The 20,724-nt window shown below is 43.5% G+C and carries 19 protein-coding genes and 2 tRNA genes; 2 read left to right on the top strand and 19 right to left on the bottom strand.

The genetic code is table 11. From position 1 onward, the window contains the following. Positions 1-103 precede the first annotated feature (103 nt). Entirely contained in the window at positions 104-2,581 is a 2,478-nt protein-coding gene (spoIIE, locus tag CU633_RS02890; protein WP_101658229.1) for a stage II sporulation protein E, read from the bottom strand. 331 nt (positions 2,582-2,912) lie between these two features. Here spoIIE and CU633_RS02895 point away from each other — a divergent pair. Further along, positions 2,913-2,989: transfer RNA gene (locus tag CU633_RS02895), tRNA-Met, on the top strand. Between the two features lie 10 nt (positions 2,990-2,999). After that, positions 3,000-3,071: transfer RNA gene (locus CU633_RS02900), tRNA-Glu, on the top strand. Positions 3,072-3,245: 174 nt separating this feature from the next. On the opposite strand, the gene CU633_RS02905 is transcribed toward CU633_RS02900, so the two are convergent. From CU633_RS02905 to ispE, 18 genes are all read right to left on the bottom strand, one after another. Further along, positions 3,246-3,710, bottom strand: a complete 465-nt coding sequence (locus CU633_RS02905) for a S1 domain-containing RNA-binding protein (RefSeq protein ID WP_101658230.1) — start codon at positions 3,708-3,710, stop codon at positions 3,246-3,248. Positions 3,711-3,793: 83 nt separating this feature from the next. Then, a complete protein-coding gene (locus CU633_RS02910) occupies positions 3,794-4,189 on the bottom strand; it encodes an FtsB family cell division protein (RefSeq protein WP_101658231.1) in 396 nt (131 codons plus the stop codon). Positions 4,190-4,205: 16 nt separating this feature from the next. After that, the gene (gene yabQ, locus CU633_RS02915; RefSeq protein ID WP_101658232.1) at positions 4,206-4,835 is read right to left on the bottom strand and encodes a spore cortex biosynthesis protein YabQ; all 630 of its coding nucleotides are present in this window, start codon (positions 4,833-4,835) and stop codon (positions 4,206-4,208) included. After that, a complete protein-coding gene (gene yabP / locus CU633_RS02920) occupies positions 4,832-5,137 on the bottom strand; it encodes a sporulation protein YabP (RefSeq protein ID WP_101658233.1) in 306 nt (101 codons plus the stop codon). Before yabP ends, yabQ begins: the two co-directional genes overlap by 4 nt. Positions 5,138-5,232: 95 nt before the next feature. After that, positions 5,233-5,505 carry an RNA-binding S4 domain-containing protein gene (locus tag CU633_RS02925; RefSeq protein WP_101658234.1) on the bottom strand — a complete coding sequence of 91 codons (273 nt, stop codon included), beginning with the start codon at positions 5,503-5,505 and terminating at the stop codon, positions 5,233-5,235. A gap of 27 nt (positions 5,506-5,532) precedes the next feature. Next, entirely contained in the window at positions 5,533-6,993 is a 1,461-nt protein-coding gene (mazG, locus tag CU633_RS02930) for a nucleoside triphosphate pyrophosphohydrolase (protein WP_101658235.1), read from the bottom strand. Beyond that, positions 6,990-8,618: a putative polysaccharide biosynthesis protein gene (locus CU633_RS02935; RefSeq protein ID WP_101658236.1), complete on the bottom strand. Its 1,629-nt coding sequence runs from the start codon at positions 8,616-8,618 to the stop codon at positions 6,990-6,992. The genes mazG and CU633_RS02935 overlap by 4 nt, the downstream gene beginning before the upstream one ends. A 160-nt stretch (positions 8,619-8,778) precedes the next feature. Then, positions 8,779-9,315, bottom strand: a complete 537-nt coding sequence (gene spoVT, locus CU633_RS02940; protein ID WP_101658237.1) for a stage V sporulation protein T — start codon at positions 9,313-9,315, stop codon at positions 8,779-8,781. Positions 9,316-9,590: 275 nt separating this feature from the next. Then, a complete protein-coding gene (gene mfd, locus CU633_RS02945; RefSeq protein ID WP_101658238.1) occupies positions 9,591-13,121 on the bottom strand; it encodes a transcription-repair coupling factor in 3,531 nt (1,176 codons plus the stop codon). 135 nt (positions 13,122-13,256) lie between these two features. Next, positions 13,257-13,487 (bottom strand): anti-sigma-F factor Fin family protein, encoded by a 231-nt coding sequence (locus CU633_RS02950; RefSeq protein ID WP_101658239.1) that lies wholly within the window; start codon positions 13,485-13,487, stop codon positions 13,257-13,259. Between the two features lie 108 nt (positions 13,488-13,595). Then, a complete protein-coding gene (pth, locus tag CU633_RS02955; protein WP_101658240.1) occupies positions 13,596-14,156 on the bottom strand; it encodes an aminoacyl-tRNA hydrolase in 561 nt (186 codons plus the stop codon). Between the two features lie 202 nt (positions 14,157-14,358). Beyond that, the gene (locus CU633_RS02960; RefSeq protein WP_101658241.1) at positions 14,359-14,994 is read right to left on the bottom strand and encodes a 50S ribosomal protein L25/general stress protein Ctc; all 636 of its coding nucleotides are present in this window, start codon (positions 14,992-14,994) and stop codon (positions 14,359-14,361) included. A 154-nt stretch (positions 14,995-15,148) separates the two neighbouring features. Then, entirely contained in the window at positions 15,149-16,105 is a 957-nt protein-coding gene (locus CU633_RS02965) for a ribose-phosphate diphosphokinase (protein ID WP_101658242.1), read from the bottom strand. Positions 16,106-16,123: 18 nt separating this feature from the next. After that, positions 16,124-17,497, bottom strand: coding sequence for a bifunctional UDP-N-acetylglucosamine diphosphorylase/glucosamine-1-phosphate N-acetyltransferase GlmU (gene glmU, locus CU633_RS02970; RefSeq protein ID WP_101658243.1), 1,374 nt, complete (start codon positions 17,495-17,497; stop codon positions 16,124-16,126). Positions 17,498-17,832: 335 nt separating this feature from the next. Continuing rightward, the gene (spoVG, locus tag CU633_RS02975) at positions 17,833-18,123 is read right to left on the bottom strand and encodes a septation regulator SpoVG (protein ID WP_101658244.1); all 291 of its coding nucleotides are present in this window, start codon (positions 18,121-18,123) and stop codon (positions 17,833-17,835) included. A gap of 134 nt (positions 18,124-18,257) precedes the next feature. Beyond that, positions 18,258-18,632 carry a 2-iminobutanoate/2-iminopropanoate deaminase gene (ridA, locus tag CU633_RS02980; RefSeq protein WP_101658245.1) on the bottom strand — a complete coding sequence of 125 codons (375 nt, stop codon included), beginning with the start codon at positions 18,630-18,632 and terminating at the stop codon, positions 18,258-18,260. Positions 18,633-18,662: 30 nt separating this feature from the next. Beyond that, positions 18,663-19,484 (bottom strand): pur operon repressor, encoded by an 822-nt coding sequence (gene purR / locus CU633_RS02985; protein ID WP_101658246.1) that lies wholly within the window; start codon positions 19,482-19,484, stop codon positions 18,663-18,665. 57 nt (positions 19,485-19,541) lie between these two features. Continuing rightward, complete coding sequence (gene ispE / locus CU633_RS02990; protein WP_101658247.1) at positions 19,542-20,411, bottom strand: 4-(cytidine 5'-diphospho)-2-C-methyl-D-erythritol kinase; 870 nt, start codon at positions 20,409-20,411, stop codon at positions 19,542-19,544. Between the last annotated feature and the right edge of the window lie 313 nt (positions 20,412-20,724).

Here is a 20,724-nt window from a genome sequence, read left to right on the forward strand (position 1 = left end):
GTCTTCGAATTGTTACCATTTTCGACGACTATGAAGGGATTTATACATATTCCTGAAGGCCGCCAGCTTGCTTATTAAGAGGTCGATCTGTCAGCTGCGGCGATCAGGCTCTTTTGCGGAAGCCTTGAACGGGAATGGACGACCATTTCGGAGTGTTATGTTTAATCTTCGCGACAACGACTGTCATATCATCCTCGATTAAACCCGTCCGGGAACGGATTACTTCTTCCATAATTAAATCTGCAACCTGCTGCGGGTCATCCGTTTGCAGTTCCTGGATTTTTCTTTTCATCCATAAATCATAGTTTTCGACGTGCTTCGGCCCTTCAAACACACCATCGCTCATCATAATAAGAAGGTCTCCGGCTTTGAGCTGTTCACTGACAACATCGACCTCGATTTCATGAAGAAATCCCATTGGAAGGTTACTTGCCTGAATTTTAATGACTTTGCTGCCCCTTTTAATAAAACTGGGAGTTGACCCAATTTTCAGAAACTTAATCGCTGCATTTTGCAAATCGACCATGGCAAGATCCAAAGTTGAAAAAATCTCGTCTGTGGTCCTTAACGATAAAACAGAGTTCACTGATTTTATCGCTACTTTTTCTTCAATGCCCGATTGCAAAATTTGCTGCAACAGCAACAATGTTTCCTGGCTTTCAGAATGGGCCCTTTCCCCGTTTCCCATGCCATCGCTGATCGCAATCGCAAATTTCCCCGTGCCGAGCTCGATCATCGAGTAGCTATCACCTGAAACAAAACCACCGTCCTTTGCTGCGTGCGCTACGCCGGTTTCAATCATGTAGGCTTTGGCAGACCGAAAAGTAACATGGCATAAGCCGCCTGGGTAGCTGCCGCACTCTTCCTTATTCACGACAATGGTTTCCTCCAAAATGTCAGAGAGCATTGGAGCAATCAGCTTTTCACATTCCCCATGCCCGTTGCAATAGGGAATCGCCATATCAATATCAACATTGCCCTGCTCGAGGCTGTAGATCTCCACTTGTTCAATTTGAATGCCAAAATCGCGGAGTGCATCAAGAATCAATTCTTCCTGTTTGTGATGGTTTTCCCGTTCACGTTGAATCTCTTTTGCAAAATCTCCCATTACTTCTGACACGCCCAACAGCTGGTCCGCTACGAGCCTGCGGCTTTCCTGGACTTGTTTTTTCAATCGTTGATTGGCCTGGTAGTAGGTTAGCTGCTGCTGCATCACTTCATAAACTTTTTTCGATCTCGTGCAATGCTTGTCCCATTCCCTTGACAGTCCTGGCGAAACAACGCCAGCATTTTGATCCATTTCCAGCATAATTTCCTTCATATAATCATAGGTTGTATTAAAGTTTCTCGTCCAGCAATGCTCTTTCTTAAAACAAGTCTGGCATGTCTTTTCCGTTACATTGCTTAAGAAATAATCCAATTCACGGTCGGACGAGTCTCGTTCACCCGTCGATTCATCAAAAGAAGAGAAGCTTCGTGACAGAGATTGGAAAACAGTTGAAAACTGGGCAACGCGCTGGGCTGTCACATCCCGCATTTTTCTCATATATTGCTGCTGTTCTGCCGCATATTCAGGAGTTCCAGGAATATATTTGGCGAGCCTTGACGTCAATGCCGATGGAGTAAGAAAGAATAAAAAAGCAGCTGCCGATGTTTCAAGAATGGTCGTGGTCAGCAACTCTCCTCCATCTCCATACATGCCGATCAGCAGTGTTGCAATATATAAACCAATTGCCACTCCTATCTTTTTGCCTTCTTTTAAAAGGCCGCCGAGCAAGCCGGAAAATGCGAGCAGACTCATATTGAAAAAACTCGTAACATTGGCAAGGCTGAAGATTAAGCCTGTTACTACACCAACTGTCGAGCCTATCGTCGCTCCGGCCACAAATGCAAACAACAAAACAAGATAGCGCGACATAATATGTTCAACAGATAGATCATAAACCGACCAGCCAATCGTTCCGGTCATCACTGACGCAAGCATAATAATCAAGCAGACAATTTCCTCTGTTTTGAGCGATTGCCTCCGTTTACTGAGCGACAACAGAGGAAGGCTTTGTAAAAAAATCAATGTCAGAATATAACCAAGGCTCGCTTCGACTCCGGACATTAGTCCATCAAAGAGAGTGATCTGCCGGGTTACCAATAATCCTGAAGCAAGCTTTCCGCTTAATAAAACAAAAAAGACATAGAGCGGCAATGCTTTTAATTCATTTTTTAACCATTTCTTAGTGATTCGAAAAACGATTAAAAAAATTGCTGCCAGTCCCCCGGTAACCGCCGCATCCGTTACAGATAAAGTCGCCGCACCAGCAAGGACGCCGATCAGCGCCAGCGGAGCTTTATCCCTCCTGATAAAATAAACTGCCGCAAAAAAAGGAAGGCTGAACGGCGTAAGCTTTGCCAATATGAGCGCTCTCCCCAGCAAAAATCCGATCAGCAGCAAAAGGAAGCCATTTTTCAGAAAAAAAGTTTCGATCTTTAATTGAAATTTATGTAAACCGTTGGCAAGTTCTATTTTAGGGCCTTCAAAATTTACCTCTCCGACCGGTTCTATCATGTTCCGTTCGACCTTTCCCATAAACTCCACTCCTCTTTTTGATATTATTGCTGACAATTATAAGAGGGCCGTTTATAAAAGTTTGTCAAAATGCCGGACAACCCATTAATTTTCGTTCGACTCATTTCAGCGAAAATTCTTTAAAAATGAACCTTCCTGATCATTTTCATCCAGGTATATAAGAGGCTAATTTCTCATTTATTTACCGATTATTGATGATTCATTTCAGCGTTATTATATAGTAGAAATATTTAACGACAATATGTATTTTTCAGGCGACATTTTCCTCTGAAAATCTGGTTGACATAGTCTTTTTTACTATGTATTATATTTCTTGTGCCCAAAAATCTGTGGCGGTGTAGCTCAGCTGGCTAGAGCGTACGGTTCATACCCGTAAGGTCGGGGGTTCGATCCCCTCCGCCGCTACCATATCTATTGCGGCCCGTTGGTCAAGCGGTTAAGACACCGCCCTTTCACGGCGGTAACACGGGTTCGAATCCCGTACGGGTCATATAAATGCGCAGGCGGTTTAATTCAACCGTTAGTGACCAAAGAAGCACCAGAGTTTTAGACTCTGGTGCTTCTTTTTTTCATATAAAAAAGACAAGCCCGGGAACAGCCTGTCTTTATAACTATATATATTAGTAGCGGATAGAACCTGCTATCTATTTAAATAAGCAGCAAGTTAACCTCTTCTGGCTCCTCTGCCTCCACGCTTCGATTCTGTATTCCGCTTTAAAGATGATAAGCGGTCTTCACTGTCTTTTAGGAAGCGGGCCATTTTTGATTCAAAGGTTTCGGCTCTGCTGTTCGCACGTTGATCGTTGGCTCTCCCTTGTCTGGGACCGCCTGGCCGGGCGCCTCCCTGGCGTGGTGGACGTGGCGAATAAGATTGTGGTTTTGATGCTTCCGGTCTGTCTACTGCTTTTTTGATGGATAGACCAATCTTTCCATCCTTTTCGACATTGATAACTTTTACCTCGACCTGATCGCCTACCTTCAGGTGATCATTGATGTCTTTAACGTAGTTATCAGCAACCTCACTGATATGCACTAAACCAGTTGATCCATCCGGCAGCTCCACAAACGCTCCGAAATTAGTAATGCCTGTTACCTTTCCCTGTAACTTGCTGCCTACTTCAATTGACATAAAAAGAAATTTCCTCCTTAAGGATATAAAAAATCATACTTATTCTATATTATACAAAACTGAAAAAAAGAGTGTCAATAAACCTACTCTTCAGAAGAATTTTCCTTTTTATCGTCCGGCAGCTGAAAAATAATTTCATTAATATCTGACAGGAATAATTCCCTTCGCGCCAGCTTCGCAATATATTCATCATCATGCAGCTTAACAATTTCTTCTTCAAGAACGACCTGGTTTTTTCTCAGCTTCGCAAGCTTTTGTTGCAGCTTTTCTTTTTCAACCAGTTTTTCTTCCATAGTGGACGATTGGGCGATGAGTGTTGAAATCATCGAGAAGGAAATGATAATGGCCACAACAAAAAAAGCAGCGAGCCGTCTGAACAGACGCTTGCGCCGTGATTGCGCCGAGACTTGAGCCGTTTCCTGCTGTTGCGCATAGGTTGTCTGGATTTTTGCTACTTTTCGTTTTCTGATGGCACTCATGTTGTCGGCCCCCTTATCATTTCGTTTTCTTCCATCTATTTCGGACTGTCTCAATATAATTCTTGATTCGAACGAAAAACCCTTTTAGATTATTATATAACTTCTCGACGAATTTTTTAACACTTTTCGGTAGAAGTTTCCAAACAAACAGAAATAAGAGTTTAAATGGCTGCCAAAATACCTTTGCTATAAATAATAAAATGGACAACCCAAGTTTGGCAAGAGAAAAAACGCCTCTTGCCAACAATAAGACGATTGAAATTAGTAATGTTAGCAATGATTTCAGCGGTCTGATCATAAGCAGTTCGATGCTTTTTACAAGAGTTTTATAGACCGCAATCACGACTCTGATCGCCATGTCCAGAAGCTTTAAATACAGCTTTTTCAATAAGCTTTGGTAGGCAGCAAAACCGCAGAGCAAGGCGATAAAAATATAAAATCTTATTTCTCCCTGATTAACGAGATATAACACATAAAAGATAACCAGACCCTGCAGGAGCCAGAATAATATGTCGTTGATAAAAACGATCCATCGCTTCCTTGCTGGACGATGCAAAAAACGGTTATACGTATCGAGACAGGCACCAAACAGGCTGCCCATTCCAATCATCGTAAGCATCGTGACGAATTGGGTGGAGAGAGTCATCGAAATAACTTGCTAAAGAGCCCTTTAGCCTTCTCCCCGTGATGCTCATCCAAGTATACGAGGTCAAAAATCTTTCCTTTAATAGACACGACTCCTTTGTCGACATCCAGGTTTTTCATCTGCAGGTTTTGCCCTTTAATGGCCAGGAAGCCCATCACCGTTTCCAGCAAAAATTCCTCATTATCAAAGCTTTCTACCTGCTTCACACCCGTTATATCAAGAAGCCTTCTTCCCCTCATAATGACATCATGCTCTTGTACTGTTGTGCTTTTTCCTGCATTTTGATCATAATATTGGCTCATTATCCATCCCCCGAATCACATAGTACAACCTTTTTGTACATGTGTATGAGGAAAGTGCCCAAGTTAGAACAAGCTGGTTGCATTCCGGTGCAGGACTATTCGTTTCCAGAAGCACCGGCATTCTCTTCCTTGAGAATCGTATACATTTCGGCCGCTTCTTCCTTTCGGCTCGTTTCCTGAAGCCGTTCTACTTGTACGGTAACCAGCTTTTGCCCAAAGCGGATTTTCAATTCATCACCAACTTTTACCGTTGAACTGGCTTTAGCCTGCTGGCCATTTATCAATATCCTGCCTTGGTCGGATACTTCCTTTGCCAAAGTCCGCCTTTTTATTAATCTTGAAACCTTCAAAAACTTATCTAATCGCATCTTTTTCACTCTCCCCTGCCAGCATGATTATAAACCTGCTTTTTTTGCTTCATCCCAGAAAAAATCCAACTCTGCCAATGTAAAATCCTCAAACGTCCTGCCGCTTTCGCTCACTTTGTTTTCAATATAAGAAAATCTCCTGATAAACTTTTGATTCGCTTCAAAAAGCGCCTCTTCCGGATTTATATCAAAGAAACGTGCAACATTGACAAGAGCAAAAAGCAAATCTCCATATTCCTTCATTAAATTTTCGTCAGGATGGCTTTTTGTCAGCTCTGCTTCAAGCTCGCCGACTTCTTCTTTTACCTTCTCCCAGGCCGGCGTTATCTCCTGCCAATCAAATCCGGCTTTAGCCGCTTCCTTTTGCAGTGATGATGCTCTTAGCAAATTGGGCTGGCCTTTGCCGATTCCAGCGAGCCGCGATGTTGATTTTCCTTTCTCTTGTTTCTTGATTTCCTGCCAATTTTTTATTACTTCGGCCTCCGTGTCCGCGTATATTTCACCAAACACATGGGGATGACGCCGAATCATCTTTGCCGTTATTCCTTCAATCACGTCGGCGATCGAAAAGTAACCCTCATCTTCGCCGATCTGGGCATGGAGCATCACTTGAAGCAGCACATCGCCCAACTCTTCAATGATGTTGTCTATGTCATTCAGGTTGATCGCTTCAATTAATTCATACGCTTCTTCTATTAAATACTTTTTTAATGATTGATGGGTTTGGTTTTTATCCCACGGGCAGCCATTCGGTCCGCGCAGTTCGGCAATAACCTGCCGGAGTTTGCTGAATTGCTTATATAAAATCTCTTCGCGGGAGACGGGTGGAACATAGACCGTTGTTAAATTGTTTAAGCCAACTTCCCTGTCCAGCTCAAACAGCGGCACTTTCTTAACTTGCTCATTTGCACTTCCCGCTGCTGTCACAATCGCGACTTCGTAATCATCAGGCAGCAGCTCCATCAAGGTCAGCTTCACGTTGGAAGCGACAAATTGGTCATATACTTGGGCAATCATGATATGCTGGGTGATTTGCAGTTGATCTTTCTGCAAGTCCGTTCCGTCCAAAAGCTGAAAGCCTTCAATCGGGTCAATGCGGATCGCCAGAAACAACGAATCAATAAAGCTTTGGCCACCGCCGATTTCTATCTCAATTCCCCGGCTGCGTCCACCTTCAAGCAGCAGCTGCACGGTTCTTTCGGCAACGAGAGGATGGCCTGGAACCGCATAAATGAGCGGGTCTTCTTCTGCTGATTCAAGCAAGGTCGCGGCAATTTCATGATAAACATCTTCAAATTGCCCGTGCTTTTCATAAATTGAATCAAAAGAGCGGAACAGCACTCCCTCTTTTTCAAGCTCCTGAACGACCGGATGTTCTTTCGTTCTTAAGTAAACAACATTTGCCTGGATAAGCTTCTTATAAATACCGAGCGGAAGCTGGTCGATATCTCCAGCACCAAGACCGACAACCACAATCTTCTTATTCATTCGCTTCGTCTCCTGTTCCTTTTAGGCAATAACCACGCCAGCCTGCCCCCAAACGGGAACAGCGCAAGCTCCTCCTCCTTGAAAACAGATCTTTTTAAAATAACTGACAAATAAAGAAAACCGCCAAGCCCGGCACCGAAAAGGGCCTGGACAGCAGCGCCGATTCGATTTGTTTCACCTGAAAAGCCGATAGAGCCAGTCCCCCACAGGAAGACTTTCAATGCCGCGACCATCACCGCCAGAGCAAAGCCGGTAATCACATAAAAACGGGCTGGCAAAAAGGGCATCCCTGTTTCTTTTCTTAATTTTACAATCATCAGTATTAACATCAATACAAGTGAAATATTCGAAGCAAGAGCAGCACCCATCGTTCCGAAAACGGGAACAAGCCAAATATTCAGCATCCATTTCCCTGCGAACCCGAATATGATGATAACAGCCGGAAAGAGTGAAAAGCCAAGCCCCTGCAATACACTCGTAATCGTAATAACGACTGAACTCAGTAAAATGACGAAGCTTAAAAGGGCCAAAGTATTCGAGCCTAATGTATTTTCAAACAGCATCTGGTTGACGGGCCGGATAATTGCCGATAAGCCAAAGGTGGCTCCGGCCCCGGCAACAATGCTGATTTGCAAGGCCAATGCGATCTTTTCCTTTAAAAGCTCCTTCTTATGGCGAAAAGCGCTGCTTGAAATAAGCGGAACGAGCGATAGAGATAACGAAGTCGCAACCACCGTTCCGAGCTGGAGGAGCGGCTGCCCGCGGTCATAGATTCCTTTCAGTTTTTTCGCTTCATCTCCATCAATCCCTGAACTGACGAGCAGGGAATATAAATTCAAAGAATCTGCCAGCTGCAGAGAAATCAGCAGCATGCCCGAAATGCAGATCGCAAATCCCTCGACCGTTAATGCCTTCGCGATACTTTTTGCTTCTGACCATTTACGGTAACTAAATGGAATTCTATTTAACCTTTGTCGCTTTCTTTTGCAGATAAAAAAATATCCGAGAATGATAGTTGCAGCAATTCCACCAGTAATAGACCCGAATGCTGCTCCGCCGCCTATATGGTAGAGGGAAAATCCTTTTTCGGTTAACACAACCGCAAGTAGAAGGATCGTTATAACCCTTAATAACTGTTCACCAACCTGTGAAACAGCGGTCGGAACCATATTGCCCTGCCCTTGAAAATACCCGCGAAAAACAGCAATAAATGGAAAGAGCAAATAAACAATGGAGATAATCCGAAATAGGCCGGCAAGCTTTCGGTCACCCATCGATGCTGAGATCCATTCCGCCCCAAAATATAAACCAAAAAAGGCAAGCAAACCGAAAATAAACAAGTAAATAAACGAGAAGATCAGCAGCCTTTCCCCCGCCGCAGGCTGGCTATCCAATTTCCGCACAGTATAAAGCCTCGAAATCAGAACCGGAAAACCATAGGTAGACAGGATGAGTGCCAGTCCATAAAATGGGTAGACTTGCTGGTATATGTAAAAACCGATATCGCCGGCAATGTTTTGAAAAGGAATCCGATAGCCGGCACTTAATATTTTGGTTAATAACGCGGCAACTGTAAGAATAAAGGCCCCTCTTAATAATTGTTTTGAATCGTTTCCGGGCTTCATCGCCCCTCCCCTTCCAAAAAACGGACTATCGATAATTATAGCATAGAGAAAAGGGCTGTGTTGATAAAACAAATTGTGCCTCAAATATCTACTAAAAGAAAAAAGGCAGCATTTTGTGCTACCCCTTTCGTTTGAGAATTAAATTTTCCCATCCTATAGATTATTGCTCCATTTGCCTTGCCAGAAAGCCTGCAGCCGTTTCTACAGCCTTCTGTTCCACTTCTCCAAGAGACCCATCTTTTGCCATAATAATGACTGCGCCGATAGGATCACCGTTTGCAATAATTGGACCGATCGTATAAGCCGAAACAGATTCCTCGTTCCCATCAACCAAAGAAACAGTCGATTGCTGGTTGGACAACACTGAACTGCGGTCTTCCATTGTTCTTTCCACCAGGTCACTGATGTTTTTGTTTAAATAATCCTTCTTTGAACCGCCTGCAACGGCTATATAAACGTCCCTATCACATATTAAAACCGGATTTCCCAAGCTGTCATATAAAGCTTCAGCATATTCTTTTGCAAAATCTCCCAACTCGCTGATTGGAGAGTATTTTTTCAAGATGACTTCTCCATCCCGATCGACAAAAATCTCTAATGGGTCCCCTTCGCGGATTCGCAGCGTTCTGCGAATTTCCTTAGGGATAACTACACGACCCAAATCATCAATTCGACGCACTATTCCCGTTGCTTTCATTCACTGTTGCCTCACTTTCATCTGATGATTTTTTGTTATTGGCCATGATTCATGTTGCCTCAATATGAAAACATCACCAAGTTTGAACTTAGTATCTTTCATAAGAAAAGTTCTATACACGGACTTCATTTTTTTCTCCTTTGTGATAAAGATGGCAAATACGGTTAATCATACCAGTCAGAACGGCTGCACACGGATAAAATACCCCTGTCCAATCCACATAAAACATCATTATCATTACAATTTGGTTACAAATGAAATCTTTTCCATAGAAATTACTGTCCAACATGGTCTTTAGCGGCTTCATGAAGACCATTAATCATGACGAAAGTGACATTTAACCATTGCTTTGCTTCAATACCTTTAATATGGAGAACTATTTTCAGCTTCTGTCCATCCATTCCAAGCCCGATCATTCTGCCGTGCTTGCTGCTCAACTGGACAAGTTTTTGCCCGTCAATCCGGCTGCTCCCTTTTTCCGAAACCAATATTAACACTTCATCTTTTGTTTGTTTGATCAACTCCACACCCGATTGCTGTGCGAGGACCTTCATTTCAGCGATTTGGAACAGGTAGGATACCTCATCAGGGTAATCGCCGAAACGGTCCCTCATTTCATCCTGTAATTCTTCTAAATCCTCAAGGGTTTCAATCCCCCTGAACCGCTTATACATTTCAATTTTCAGATGGCCATCCGACAAATATGTGTCAGGAATATAGGCATCCACTTCCAAATCAATCTCAATTGAAGATGTTTTCGTTTCTTCATAATCACCTCTTCGTTCTTCAATGGCTTCTTTCAGCATTTGCGAATATAAATCAAACCCGACAGAATCAATGAAGCCATGCTGTTCGGCCCCTAACAAATTCCCGGCACCGCGAATCGATAAATCGCGCATCGCAATTTTGAAACCAGAGCCGAGCTCCGTAAACTCTTTAATGGCCTGAAGCCGCTTTTCTGCTACTTCGCTTAACACCTTATCCTTGCGGTAAGTAAAATAAGCATATGCGACCCTGTTTGAGCGGCCTACCCGTCCTCTCAACTGGTAAAGCTGGGATAGCCCCATTTTATCAGCATCGTACACGATCAATGTGTTGACGTTCGGTATATCTACTCCTGTCTCAATAATCGTCGTGCTGACGAGGACATCGTATTCGCCTTCAAGGAAGCCAAGCATCACTGATTCGAGTTCATTTTCAGACATTTGTCCGTGAGCATAGGCAACGCGGGCATCCGGGACAAGCATCGAAATTTCCTCCGCTTTTCTTTCAATATCTTCAACACGGTTATAAAGAAAATAGATTTGGCCGCCTCTGCCCAGCTCTCTCTCAATCGCTTCCCGAACCAGTCCGCCATTGTACTCCATTACATAGGTTTGGACAGGAAAGCGGTTTTCAGGCGGTGTTTCAATTACGGAAAGATCCCTGACTCCAAGCATCGACATGTGAAGGGTGCGCGGAATCGGAGTTGCTGTTAATGTTAAAACATCGATATTGGTTTTCAGCTGTTTAATCTTTTCTTTATGGGTTACGCCAAACCGCTGCTCTTCATCTATGATCAACAGGCCGAGATCGCGGTAGGTGACATCTTTTGAAAGAAGCCGGTGTGTTCCCACAACAATATCAACTGTGCCAGCCTTAAGCCCTTTCAACGTTTCCGTTTGCTGCTTCCGCGTCCGAAACCGGCTCAGCAGGCCGATCTTAATCGGATAATCCTGAAATCTCTCACGCAGCGTTTCAAAATGCTGTTGAGCAAGAATCGTCGTTGGAACGAGAAAGGCTACTTGCTTTCCGTCGGCGATCGCTTTAAAAGCGGCGCGAATGGCCACTTCTGTTTTCCCATAGCCGACATCGCCGCACAGGAGGCGATCCATCGGGCGTTCCCGCTCCATATCCTTTTTGATTTCATGAATGGAACGCAGCTGGTCGGCCGTCTCCTGATAAGCAAAAGCGGTCTCGAACTCTCTCTGCATGTCTCCATCCGGTGAAAACGCATAACCTTTGGCAGCCTCGCGCTCTGCATACAGCTTAATTAAATCATCAGCAATATTTTGGACGGATGAATGAACTTTTTTCTTAACCCGTTTCCAATCGCTCCCGCCCAGTTTATAAATTTTTGGTTCTTTTCCTTCCGAGCCAACATATTTCTGGACAAGGTCAATTTGCTCGACGGGAACATACAATTTGTCGCTTCCCTGATAACGAATATGCAGATAATCTTTATGCAGGCCATTGATTAACAGCGTTTCAATACCTAAATATTTGCCAATGCCATGGTTGACATGGACGACATAATCCCCGACCCTTAGCTCAGAATAGCTTTTAATTCGTTCCGCATTGGAAAGCTTTTGCCGGCGTGACGGCTTTTTAGTCCGTTTATTAAAAAGCTCTTCTTCAGTAATAACAGCGATTTTTTGAATCGGCAGCTCAAAGCCTGTATGCAGATTTCCCTGGACGATCTGGGCTTTTGCCGGCATTAAATCATGATCATGATGAACAATTGTCGCTTCTATTTGATAATCTTCAAGAACACGTTCAAGCTTTTTCACTCTTTCTTGATCGGGTCCAAGGAAAATAATTGAATAATTGCCTTTCCTCCAGCGCTCGACCTCGCCTTTTAAGACATTCATTTGCCCATGAAAGTTTTGCATTTGCTTGCATGAAATATTGACGATATTCTGTGGATTTGTATTCGGCACATGTCTTAAAAACAACGACATATAAACAATTGGCCGGTTTGATTGATGAAGGAGCGGCTGAAGTTGATGTGATATTTTCACATCATGAATCATTTTCCCTTCGCTGAGCAAGCTTGTGTACCATTCCGCTTCTTCTCTTTCCAGCGAGTCATTCATTTCTTGGACCCGGCTTATTTCATCAATAAAAATGAGACCATTTTCAGGCAGATAGTCTATTAAACTATTTTCATTTTCATAGGCAAATGAGAGGTACTTAAACACTTGTTCAGGCTTTTGTCCATTTCTTAACTGTTCGAGCTCGAAGCCGATTTGTTGCGATAATAGCGTTTTTGTTTTTTCATCCTTTATTTTTTTAAGGCTGCCTGCGAGCCCGGCTTCAAGTTTTGCAATAATGCGGGCAAAATGTTCAGATTCTAAAAGCAGCTCGGTAGCCGGACTGATCGAAATGGAAGTGAGTTTATCCTTGGAGCGCTGGTCGTCCAAAGAAAAAGTCCGGATCGAATCAATTTCTGTATCAAACAGTTCAATTCTGAGCGGATCGATTTCCGTTAAAGGGTAGATATCAATTATTCCGCCTCTAATACTAAATTCACCTGGAGCAGACACCATTTCAGAACGAATATATCCCATTGTGATGAATTGCTTTAGCATCTCGTCCAATTGGATTTCATCGCCCACTTTTAAGGAAATCCGGCTCTTATTCCAGAGCGATTTTGGCGGCAGTATTTTACGCAGCCCTGCAATCGGCACAATAATAATCCCGCTTCTCCTGGCAGATAAATGATTCAGCGCATCCAAACGCTGTGCCTTAAGCTCCGGGCTTGCTATCCCCATTTCTGCAGCAATCAATTCATTGGCAGGAAATAAATAAACCTGCTCTTCTCCCAATAAATGGACAATATCATCAAACAGCTTCTGGGCTTGAAGCAAATTATGTGTGATGACCATAATCGGCTTTCCTGTCCGCTCATACACAGATGTCAGAAACATCGTCCGCGCCGAACCGGAAAGACCTGCCACAAGCTGCTCTCTTAAGCCTCCGGCCAGTCCATTAATGATTGATTGAATATCATCTTGCTTATTTAATAGCCTTTTAATGGCTTGCATTTATAAAGCCTCCTCTCCAAAAACACCTTCATCTTGTTGTGTTTTCTGCGGTATGGCAAGCCTTCATCTTCTTGCCATGTATCGATTATTGGTTTTAGTTAAAACAGAAAAACGCTTTGGATTGCTTTCCAAAGCTTAGTGAATAATAAAATCATATTGATGATAATCGGGATTCTTTTCGAGTCCTTCCTGACAATCTTCACAGATCGATTTAATTTTGATATCCCCGTTTGGTTCGTAAGAAATCATCTCTTGCCTCTCTTCATCCGTCAGTTTATGGAAACCGAGACTTTCCGAGTGAATGGCCATTTTATCCAGGCTGCCGATTTTCACTCCGCAATGACGGCAATGATAATGAATAGCCATGCCTGTCCCTCCCTATTACATTTAATAATATTCCTATTATTTACATGATGGAAGGAACTTATTCATTTTGGCTTATTGTATGAAGACAATCGAAAAAAAATGAAATCGTTATTGATTAAACTCATTCATAACTTGAAGAAATGGTTTTTGCAGCCACGCTTCGCATGCATCGGCACACTGTTCGGCCACTTTGTCAATGACTTCTTGTTCTTCCGTTAAAAACCGGCTAAGCACATAGTCGGGCACATTCATTCCGTTTGGCGGCCTGCCAACACCGACCCTGATTCTGTTAAACTCCTGGGATCCCAAATGGGCTATCGTTGATTTTATCCCATTATGGCCGCCGGCACTTCCCTTTTGCCTCAATCTGATTTTTCCAACCGGCAAGTCGAGATCATCGTATATAACCAATAAATCATCCAAACCGGCATCATAATAATCGATAACGGCCCGGATCGATTCTCCCGATAAATTCATAAAGGTGAGCGGCTTTAACAGCAGTACCTTTTGTCCGTCCACATGTCCGATTCCATATACCCCTTTAAATTTTGCTTGGGCCAGAGGAATGTTAAGACGCGCAGACAGAAGATCAACGATCTCGAAGCCGATATTATGCCTTGTCCGGTCATACTGTTTGCCCGGGTTTCCCAGTCCTGCAATGATTTTCATTATCCCACTCCTTATTAGAAAAGCGCAAGTGCCATTAAACAAAAGCTTAAAACCACTTGTTCCTACTGCGGAAACAAGCCTGAAAACGCTTATTTGTCAACTTCCGCAAAATATAAACTGTAAAAGACGTAACCCTTGCAGGTTACGCCTGGTTTGTTAAGACTTACTGCCGACTTGCTCTGCAGAAGTAAAAGCCTTTGTTTTATTTTTCACCTGGCTTTGCTTCTCCGCCTTCTTCATTTTCAGGACTGCCGCCTTCCTGCTGTGCCCCGCTATCTATTTCGTCCACTTGTTTTGGAGGAAGAATGGAGACAATCACTTCTTCTGGATCATCGTTTATTTGATAATCGCCGCCGGATGTTATATCGGCAATTGTTAAGTTTTCTCCGATTTGCAAGTTTGTTACGTCGACCTCAATCGATGACGGAATTTGATCTGGTTTCGCCGTAATCGTAACAGCGTGCACAGGCTGCTGCATAACTCCCCCGGCCTTAACACCCTCTGCGTCACCGACAAGCACCAGCCTGACCTCCGCATTGATCTCGGATGACATATCAACCGCCCTGAAATCAGCATGAATAATTTCATTTCTTAATGGATCCTGCTGATAGTCGCTTAAGATCACTTCATGCTTGCTTCCGTTAATGTCTAAAGAAATGATCCCATTCCTGCCGTTTTCACGGATCGTTTTAATTAAATCAGCTGAATTGATATAAACTGATTTATTATCAATTTTCGTTCCATAAACAACCGCTGGAATATTCCCTTCTTCTCGAAGCTGTCTTAAACTTGAATTGCGAAAATCTGAACGTTCCTTTGCCTGCAAGACTGTAGTCATCAAAAAGTCCCCCCAAATTTAAAGTGCAATACTTTATAATCAAAATGCCCTAAATTATGAGTCGCTAAACACTTGATGGTCCTATCCTGAAGCATATGTTCCGATTTATCCGTAAGACTTGGCTCACCCGGAAAACAATCCTAAACCAAAATTATTAATCAAAAAGGGTGCTGACCGACTGTTCCTCATGGACGCGGATAATGGCTTCCCCGATTAAAGGAGCAACTGAAAGAGGAACGATTTTTCCGCTTTTCTTTTCCTCCGGCAATGCAATGGAATTGGTGATAACAAGCTCCTTAATCTTCGAGTTTTCGATTCGGTCAATGGCCGGCCCTGATAACACCGGGTGAGTACAGCATGCAAATACTTCTGATGCACCGTTTTCTACTAAAGCATTGGCAGCCAGGGTAATCGTTCCGGCAGTATCAATGATATCATCAATTAAGATCGCGACTTTCCCTTCAATATTCCCGACAATATTCATCACTTCGGCAACATTTGGCTTTGGACGTCGTTTATCAATAATCGCAATCGGCGCTTTTAGCCGTTCCGCCATTTTTCTTGCTCTTGTAACCCCGCCATGGTCCGGAGAGACAATGACGATATCATTTAACCCTTTTTTGTTTTTAAAGTACTCAGATAAAATCGGTACACCCATTAAATGATCGATTGGGATATCGAAAAATCCTTGTATTTGCGGAGCGTGCAAGTCGAGCGTGATCACACGGGTCGCACCGGCCTTCTCAAGAAGGTTTGCCACCAATTTTGCTGTAATCGGTTCGCGGGCCCTTGCTTTACGGTCCTGGCGCGCATAACCGTAATATGGCATGACAAGATTAATGGTTTTGGCAGAAGCGCGCTTTAATGCATCGATCATGATTAACAATTCCATCAAATGCTCATTTACAGGCAGGCTTGTAGATTGAATGACAAATACATCACAGCCGCGAATGCTTTCTTCAATGTTTATTTGAATTTCACCGTCGCTAAAACGAGTGACGGAGCATTTGCCTAATTCAACACCGATCACTTTCGCAATTTCGTTTGCGAGCTGCCGGTTCGAATTAAGGGTGAAAACTTTAAGGTTTGGATCTAAATACTGGTTCGACATGCGGGACCTCCAAATGGCTTATTTCTTTATATTTAATTTTTGAACATAGTTCTCTTTGTTAACTTGACGGGCCCGGGCTATCGACAACGCTTCAGCTGGAACATCCTCCGTGATCGTCGAGCCGGCCGCTACATAAGCACCTTTACCGACTGTAAGTGGTGCGACAAGATTCGAATTGCAGCCGATGAAGACGCCGTCTTCGATTTTCGTTAAAAACTTATTTTTCCCGTCATAATTTACAGTTATCGATCCGCAGCCAATATTTACATCGCTGCCAACCTCTGCATCACCTATATAACTGAGATGGGAAGCTTTGCTGGCTTTACCAAACACCGATTTCTTAATTTCAACAAAATTGCCGATTTTCACTTCATCGTGAATGTCGGATTGCGGCCGTATATGGGCAAACGGACCAATATTCACGTGCGAACCAATAACGCTGTCATGCGCGACAGATTGGCGAATCACGGTATGGTCACCAATTTGGCAGTCCTTGATTTCCGTTCCCGGCCCAAGCTTGTTTTCTGCCCCAATCACTGTTTTTCCCGACAGCATCGTGCCCGGGTAAATGACTGTATCCTGGCCGATGATGACATCTGGCCCGATATACGTATTGAGCGGGTCAATCAAGGTTACCCCCTTTCGCATATGGGCTTCATTAATTCTTAGCTTCATGAGCCGCTCTGCTTCCGCGAGTGCCACCCGGTCATTAACACCAAGAGTTTCACCAAAATCAGCGGTTTGATAAGCACTTACCGTTTCGCCTTGTTTTTTTAAAATTTCAATGACATCGGGCAAATAATATTCACCCTGCACATTATCATTTGAAACATTTTGCAGTGCTTCAAACAAATGTTTATTATCAAAACAATACGTACCAGTGTTAATTTCTTGAATGTTCCTTTCTTCTGCGGAAGCATCCTTATGCTCAACAATTTTTTCGACAAACCCTTCCGCGTTTCTGATAATCCGTCCATAGCCGGCCGGGTCGCTTGCCCAGGCAGTCAGCACCGTTGCTTTCGCTCCTGTCTCCTCATGGTGCGCGAACAACGCTTCAATTGTTTCTGCCCTTATTAATGGAGTATCACCGCAAACGACAACGGTAACCCCTTCTTTTCCGCTTAAGATTTCCTTCGCCTGCATAACAGCATGCGCTGTCCCTAACTGCTCCGCTTGCAATGCATAGCTGCTTTTGTCACCCAGCTGGCTCTTTACTTCTTCAGCACCGTGGCCGATAATTGTTACTATTTCTTTTATATTAAGTTTTGATACTTGATCCACAACGTGTTCCACCATAGGTTTGCCGCAGACTGGATGAAGCACTTTATAGAGCTTTGACTTCATTCTGGTCCCCTGGCCGGCCGCTAAAATTACGGCATATCGAGTCGACATTTACAAGCCTCCAATTTACCTTTTTATCCATTACGAATATATCTTAAAAAGCAGCTTATTTCAAGGATGGACCAGAAAGTACATATTTTTGTCATCGTAAAAATAGGAAATGAAAGCTCATGAGCCTAAAGATTCTGCGGGAATAATGTTTAAAGGCGTGTAACAGGGGAAATTGAAAAAGAAAAGCAAATGTATCTCGCCAAAAGCGCTTGTTCCTAATCTTAGCCACACTTTAAGCACCCATAGATAAGCTAAACGCGGTTATGATACCCGGGGAAAGTTTTATTCATCAAAAAGAGCCTGACTCATGAAGTAGGCCCTTGCTGTTTATCTTTTTAGGAAGCTCCAGCTTCTTCAAATTCGACTTCTAATTCACCTAATCGGTGGTACTCTGTTAAAACAGCTTCCTGGATCTTCCCGCGAGTCCCCGAATTGATCGGATGGGCAATATCACGAAACTCCCCGTCTGGAGTACGTTTGCTTGGCATTGCAACAAATAAACCATTGTTTCCATCAATAACGCGAATATCATGAACAACGAATTCATTGTCCAAAGTAATCGAGGCAATAGCCCTCATGCGGCCATCCGTATTCACGCGGCGTAATCTTACGTCAGTTACTTCCATTATGTTCACCACCTTCATCCCTAGATAGAAAACTAGTTAAGTTATTCAACAAAACATCCCAATTTCCTGCTAAAGAATAAAAATTTTTTTGAAAATTAGGGCGAACTATGGGTTTGTTAAAAAACGCCTGTCAGCTATATGACAAGCGCAATTACTTCAATCTCAACAAGAGCATCCTTTGGCAGCCTTGCTACTTCTACACAAGAGCGTGCCGGCTTATGCTGCGAAAAATATTCCCCGTATACTTCATTGATATCTGCAAAATCATCCATGTTTTTTATAAAAACCGTCGCTTTGACAACTGTCTCCAATGAAGCTCCCGCTTCTTTCAATACAGCTTTTAAATTAGCAAAAACCTGGTGGGTCTGTGCTTTAATGTCGCCTTCCGCCATCACCCCTGCAGCAGTTAACGGGATTTGCCCGGAGCTGTAAAACAAATTATTCACAACAATGCCTTGAGAATAAGGGCCGATTGCTGCTGGCGCTTCGCTGGTCTGTACGATTTTCAAGTGAATTCCTCCTTTAAGGATTGTTTGATTCTAATTTATCGTAAAAAAGTTGCCTTCACCAACTTTAATCCGCTTTCCCTTCACGTCGACATCAGAGAGCCGGACAAGCGACAGATATTCATCTACGAGCCGCTCTTCAATGTTTTCGGATTCTACTAAAACGGCAATACCGGCAACTGTTGCTTTGAATTCGTCAAGCATGCTGATCATCCCATTAACCGTTCCGCCGGCTTTCATGAAGTCGTCGACAATCAATACCTTTGAGCCCTCTGCCATGCTTCTTTTTGAGAGAACCATTGTTTGAATTCTTTTTGCTGAGCCTGACACATAATTAATGCTGACTGTTGAGCCTTCGGTCACTTTATTATCCCGTCTCACAATCACTACCGGTACATTCAGCTGGCTTGCGACTGCGTAGGCAAGCGGGATTCCTTTCGTTGCCACTGTCATAACAACATCAATTTCCGCCTCTGCATAGGCAGAAGCAAATAAACGCCCGACCTTTTGGACGATAGAAGGATCGCTTAAAATATCGGTCATATAAAGATAACCGCCTGGCAGCAGCCGTTCCGGGCTGGCGATCAGGGCACACAGCTCTTCTATAAAAGGCTTCGCCTCTTCTTTCCTGACTTTTACATAATATTTCACTCCCCCTGCTGCCCCATGAACAGTTTGAAGTGATCCGATTCCTCTTTTTTCAAAAGTTTCTTTAATAATTGCCAGATCTTCGCTAATGGAAGATTTGGCAGAACGATAACGATCTGCAAAAAATGTTAACGGAATCAACTGACGCGGATGTTCTAACAAATAGTTCGTCATATCAATAAGGCGCTCGCTGCGACGAAATTTCAAAATGGAACCCCCTCAAATCCGAATATTTTAACGATAATATACCATTATTATACGGATTTAATCAAGAGTATTCCGTTCACCAAGCATGCGAACGGCAAATACCTGGTCGCAAAAACCCCGTAATCCATTGTAAATCCGATGCATTCTTGAATCATGCTGAACGAGGCCAAAAACGGTCGGCCCGCTCCCGCTCATTAACACGGCATCTGCTCCAAAACGCTTCATTTGCTCCTTAATATGGGCTACTTCCGGATACAGATTTAAAGTCACTTCTTCAAGAACATTGCCAACATTTTGGCAAACCCCGCCATAATCATTTCTTTCAATTGCTTCAACCATTGCACCGATATTCGGATGTTTCACCCCGTTTAAATCGAGGCGGCGATAAACATCGGAAGTCGAAACTCCGATGAACGGCTTCGCTAAAATGACCCAGCAGGTCGGAGGTGCAGGAAGTTCCGTGATGATTTCTCCTCTGCCTTTTGCCAGGGCCGTTCCTCCATATACACAAAAAGAAACATCCGAACCGATCTCAGAGCCAATCTCGGCCAATTTATCCAGCGTCAGACCAAGGCCCCAAAGCTTATTTAACCCTCTTAACGCTGCTGCTGCATCGCTGCTGCCGCCCGCCAGGCCTGCAGCCACAGGGATCACTTTTTCGATCGCAATTGAAACTCCCCTTTTCACATCGTATCGCTCTTTTAATAATCGCGCCGCCTGATAGGCAAGGTTCCGCTGGTCATCCGGCACAAACCGGTTATGCGAGATAATTTTAATTTCGTTTTTATCCAACAAGGACAGTTCAAGCCGGTCTGCGAGGTCAATCGTTGTCATGATCATTTCCACCTCATGATAACCATCCTGCCTTTTATGTAAAACATCCAAAGATAAATTAATCTTCGCGGGCGCTTTTACTAAAAGCTTCACTATGTCCACCTACTTTACAAAATTCGACGATGTCCGTTTTTTGTCCTATTCTACCACAAATCGGATAACTCAAGACGTTCGTTTCCCGACAATCTTCACAAATACCTAATTTTATCATTTTTCTGTAATTGAAAAAAGACTAAATTAGCCGGATAAGCGCGAACTATAGTAAATGTCCCGCAAAAAGCTTTGCTTTATATCGACCTAATGTTAAAGCAAAAATGCTCCATCAACCAGTAAGAAAAGCGCAAGCGCCTTGGTCAGCCCCGACAAGCGCTGGAGGGCCTGACAGTGAAGTCGCTTTTTGACTTCA

The organism is Bacillus sp. V3-13 (assembly GCF_002860165.1).
In the GTDB taxonomy this organism is placed as follows: Bacteria; Bacillota; Bacilli; order Bacillales; family Cytobacillaceae; genus Bacillus_BJ.

What these genes read in the sequence shown, in the direction of transcription:
- mazG (WP_101658235.1), bottom strand. Translation starts at nt 6,993, where the DNA reads ATGAATAAGAAGATTGTGGTTGTCGGTCTTGGTGCTGGAGATATCGAC.
- pth (WP_101658240.1), bottom strand. Translation starts at nt 14,156, where the DNA reads ATGAAAATCATTGCAGGACTGGGAAACCCGGGCAAACAGTATGACCGG.
- CU633_RS02925 (WP_101658234.1), bottom strand. Translation starts at nt 5,505, where the DNA reads ATGCGATTAGATAAGTTTTTGAAGGTTTCAAGATTAATAAAAAGGCGG.
- CU633_RS02965 (WP_101658242.1), bottom strand. Translation starts at nt 16,105, where the DNA reads ATGTCGAACCAGTATTTAGATCCAAACCTTAAAGTTTTCACCCTTAAT.
- CU633_RS02935 (WP_101658236.1), bottom strand. Translation starts at nt 8,618, where the DNA reads ATGAAGCCCGGAAACGATTCAAAACAATTATTAAGAGGGGCCTTTATT.
- yabQ (WP_101658232.1), bottom strand. Translation starts at nt 4,835, where the DNA reads ATGACTCTCTCCACCCAATTCGTCACGATGCTTACGATGATTGGAATG.
- spoVT (WP_101658237.1), bottom strand. Translation starts at nt 9,315, where the DNA reads ATGAAAGCAACGGGAATAGTGCGTCGAATTGATGATTTGGGTCGTGTA.
- CU633_RS02950 (WP_101658239.1), bottom strand. Translation starts at nt 13,487, where the DNA reads ATGGCTATTCATTATCATTGCCGTCATTGCGGAGTGAAAATCGGCAGC.
- CU633_RS02960 (WP_101658241.1), bottom strand. Translation starts at nt 14,994, where the DNA reads ATGACTACAGTCTTGCAGGCAAAGGAACGTTCAGATTTTCGCAATTCA.
- CU633_RS02910 (WP_101658231.1), bottom strand. Translation starts at nt 4,189, where the DNA reads ATGAGTGCCATCAGAAAACGAAAAGTAGCAAAAATCCAGACAACCTAT.
- glmU (WP_101658243.1), bottom strand. Translation starts at nt 17,497, where the DNA reads ATGTCGACTCGATATGCCGTAATTTTAGCGGCCGGCCAGGGGACCAGA.
- yabP (WP_101658233.1), bottom strand. Translation starts at nt 5,137, where the DNA reads ATGAGCCAATATTATGATCAAAATGCAGGAAAAAGCACAACAGTACAA.
- CU633_RS02905 (WP_101658230.1), bottom strand. Translation starts at nt 3,710, where the DNA reads ATGTCAATTGAAGTAGGCAGCAAGTTACAGGGAAAGGTAACAGGCATT.
- spoVG (WP_101658244.1), bottom strand. Translation starts at nt 18,123, where the DNA reads ATGGAAGTAACTGACGTAAGATTACGCCGCGTGAATACGGATGGCCGC.
- mfd (WP_101658238.1), bottom strand. Translation starts at nt 13,121, where the DNA reads ATGCAAGCCATTAAAAGGCTATTAAATAAGCAAGATGATATTCAATCA.
- spoIIE (WP_101658229.1), bottom strand. Translation starts at nt 2,581, where the DNA reads ATGGGAAAGGTCGAACGGAACATGATAGAACCGGTCGGAGAGGTAAAT.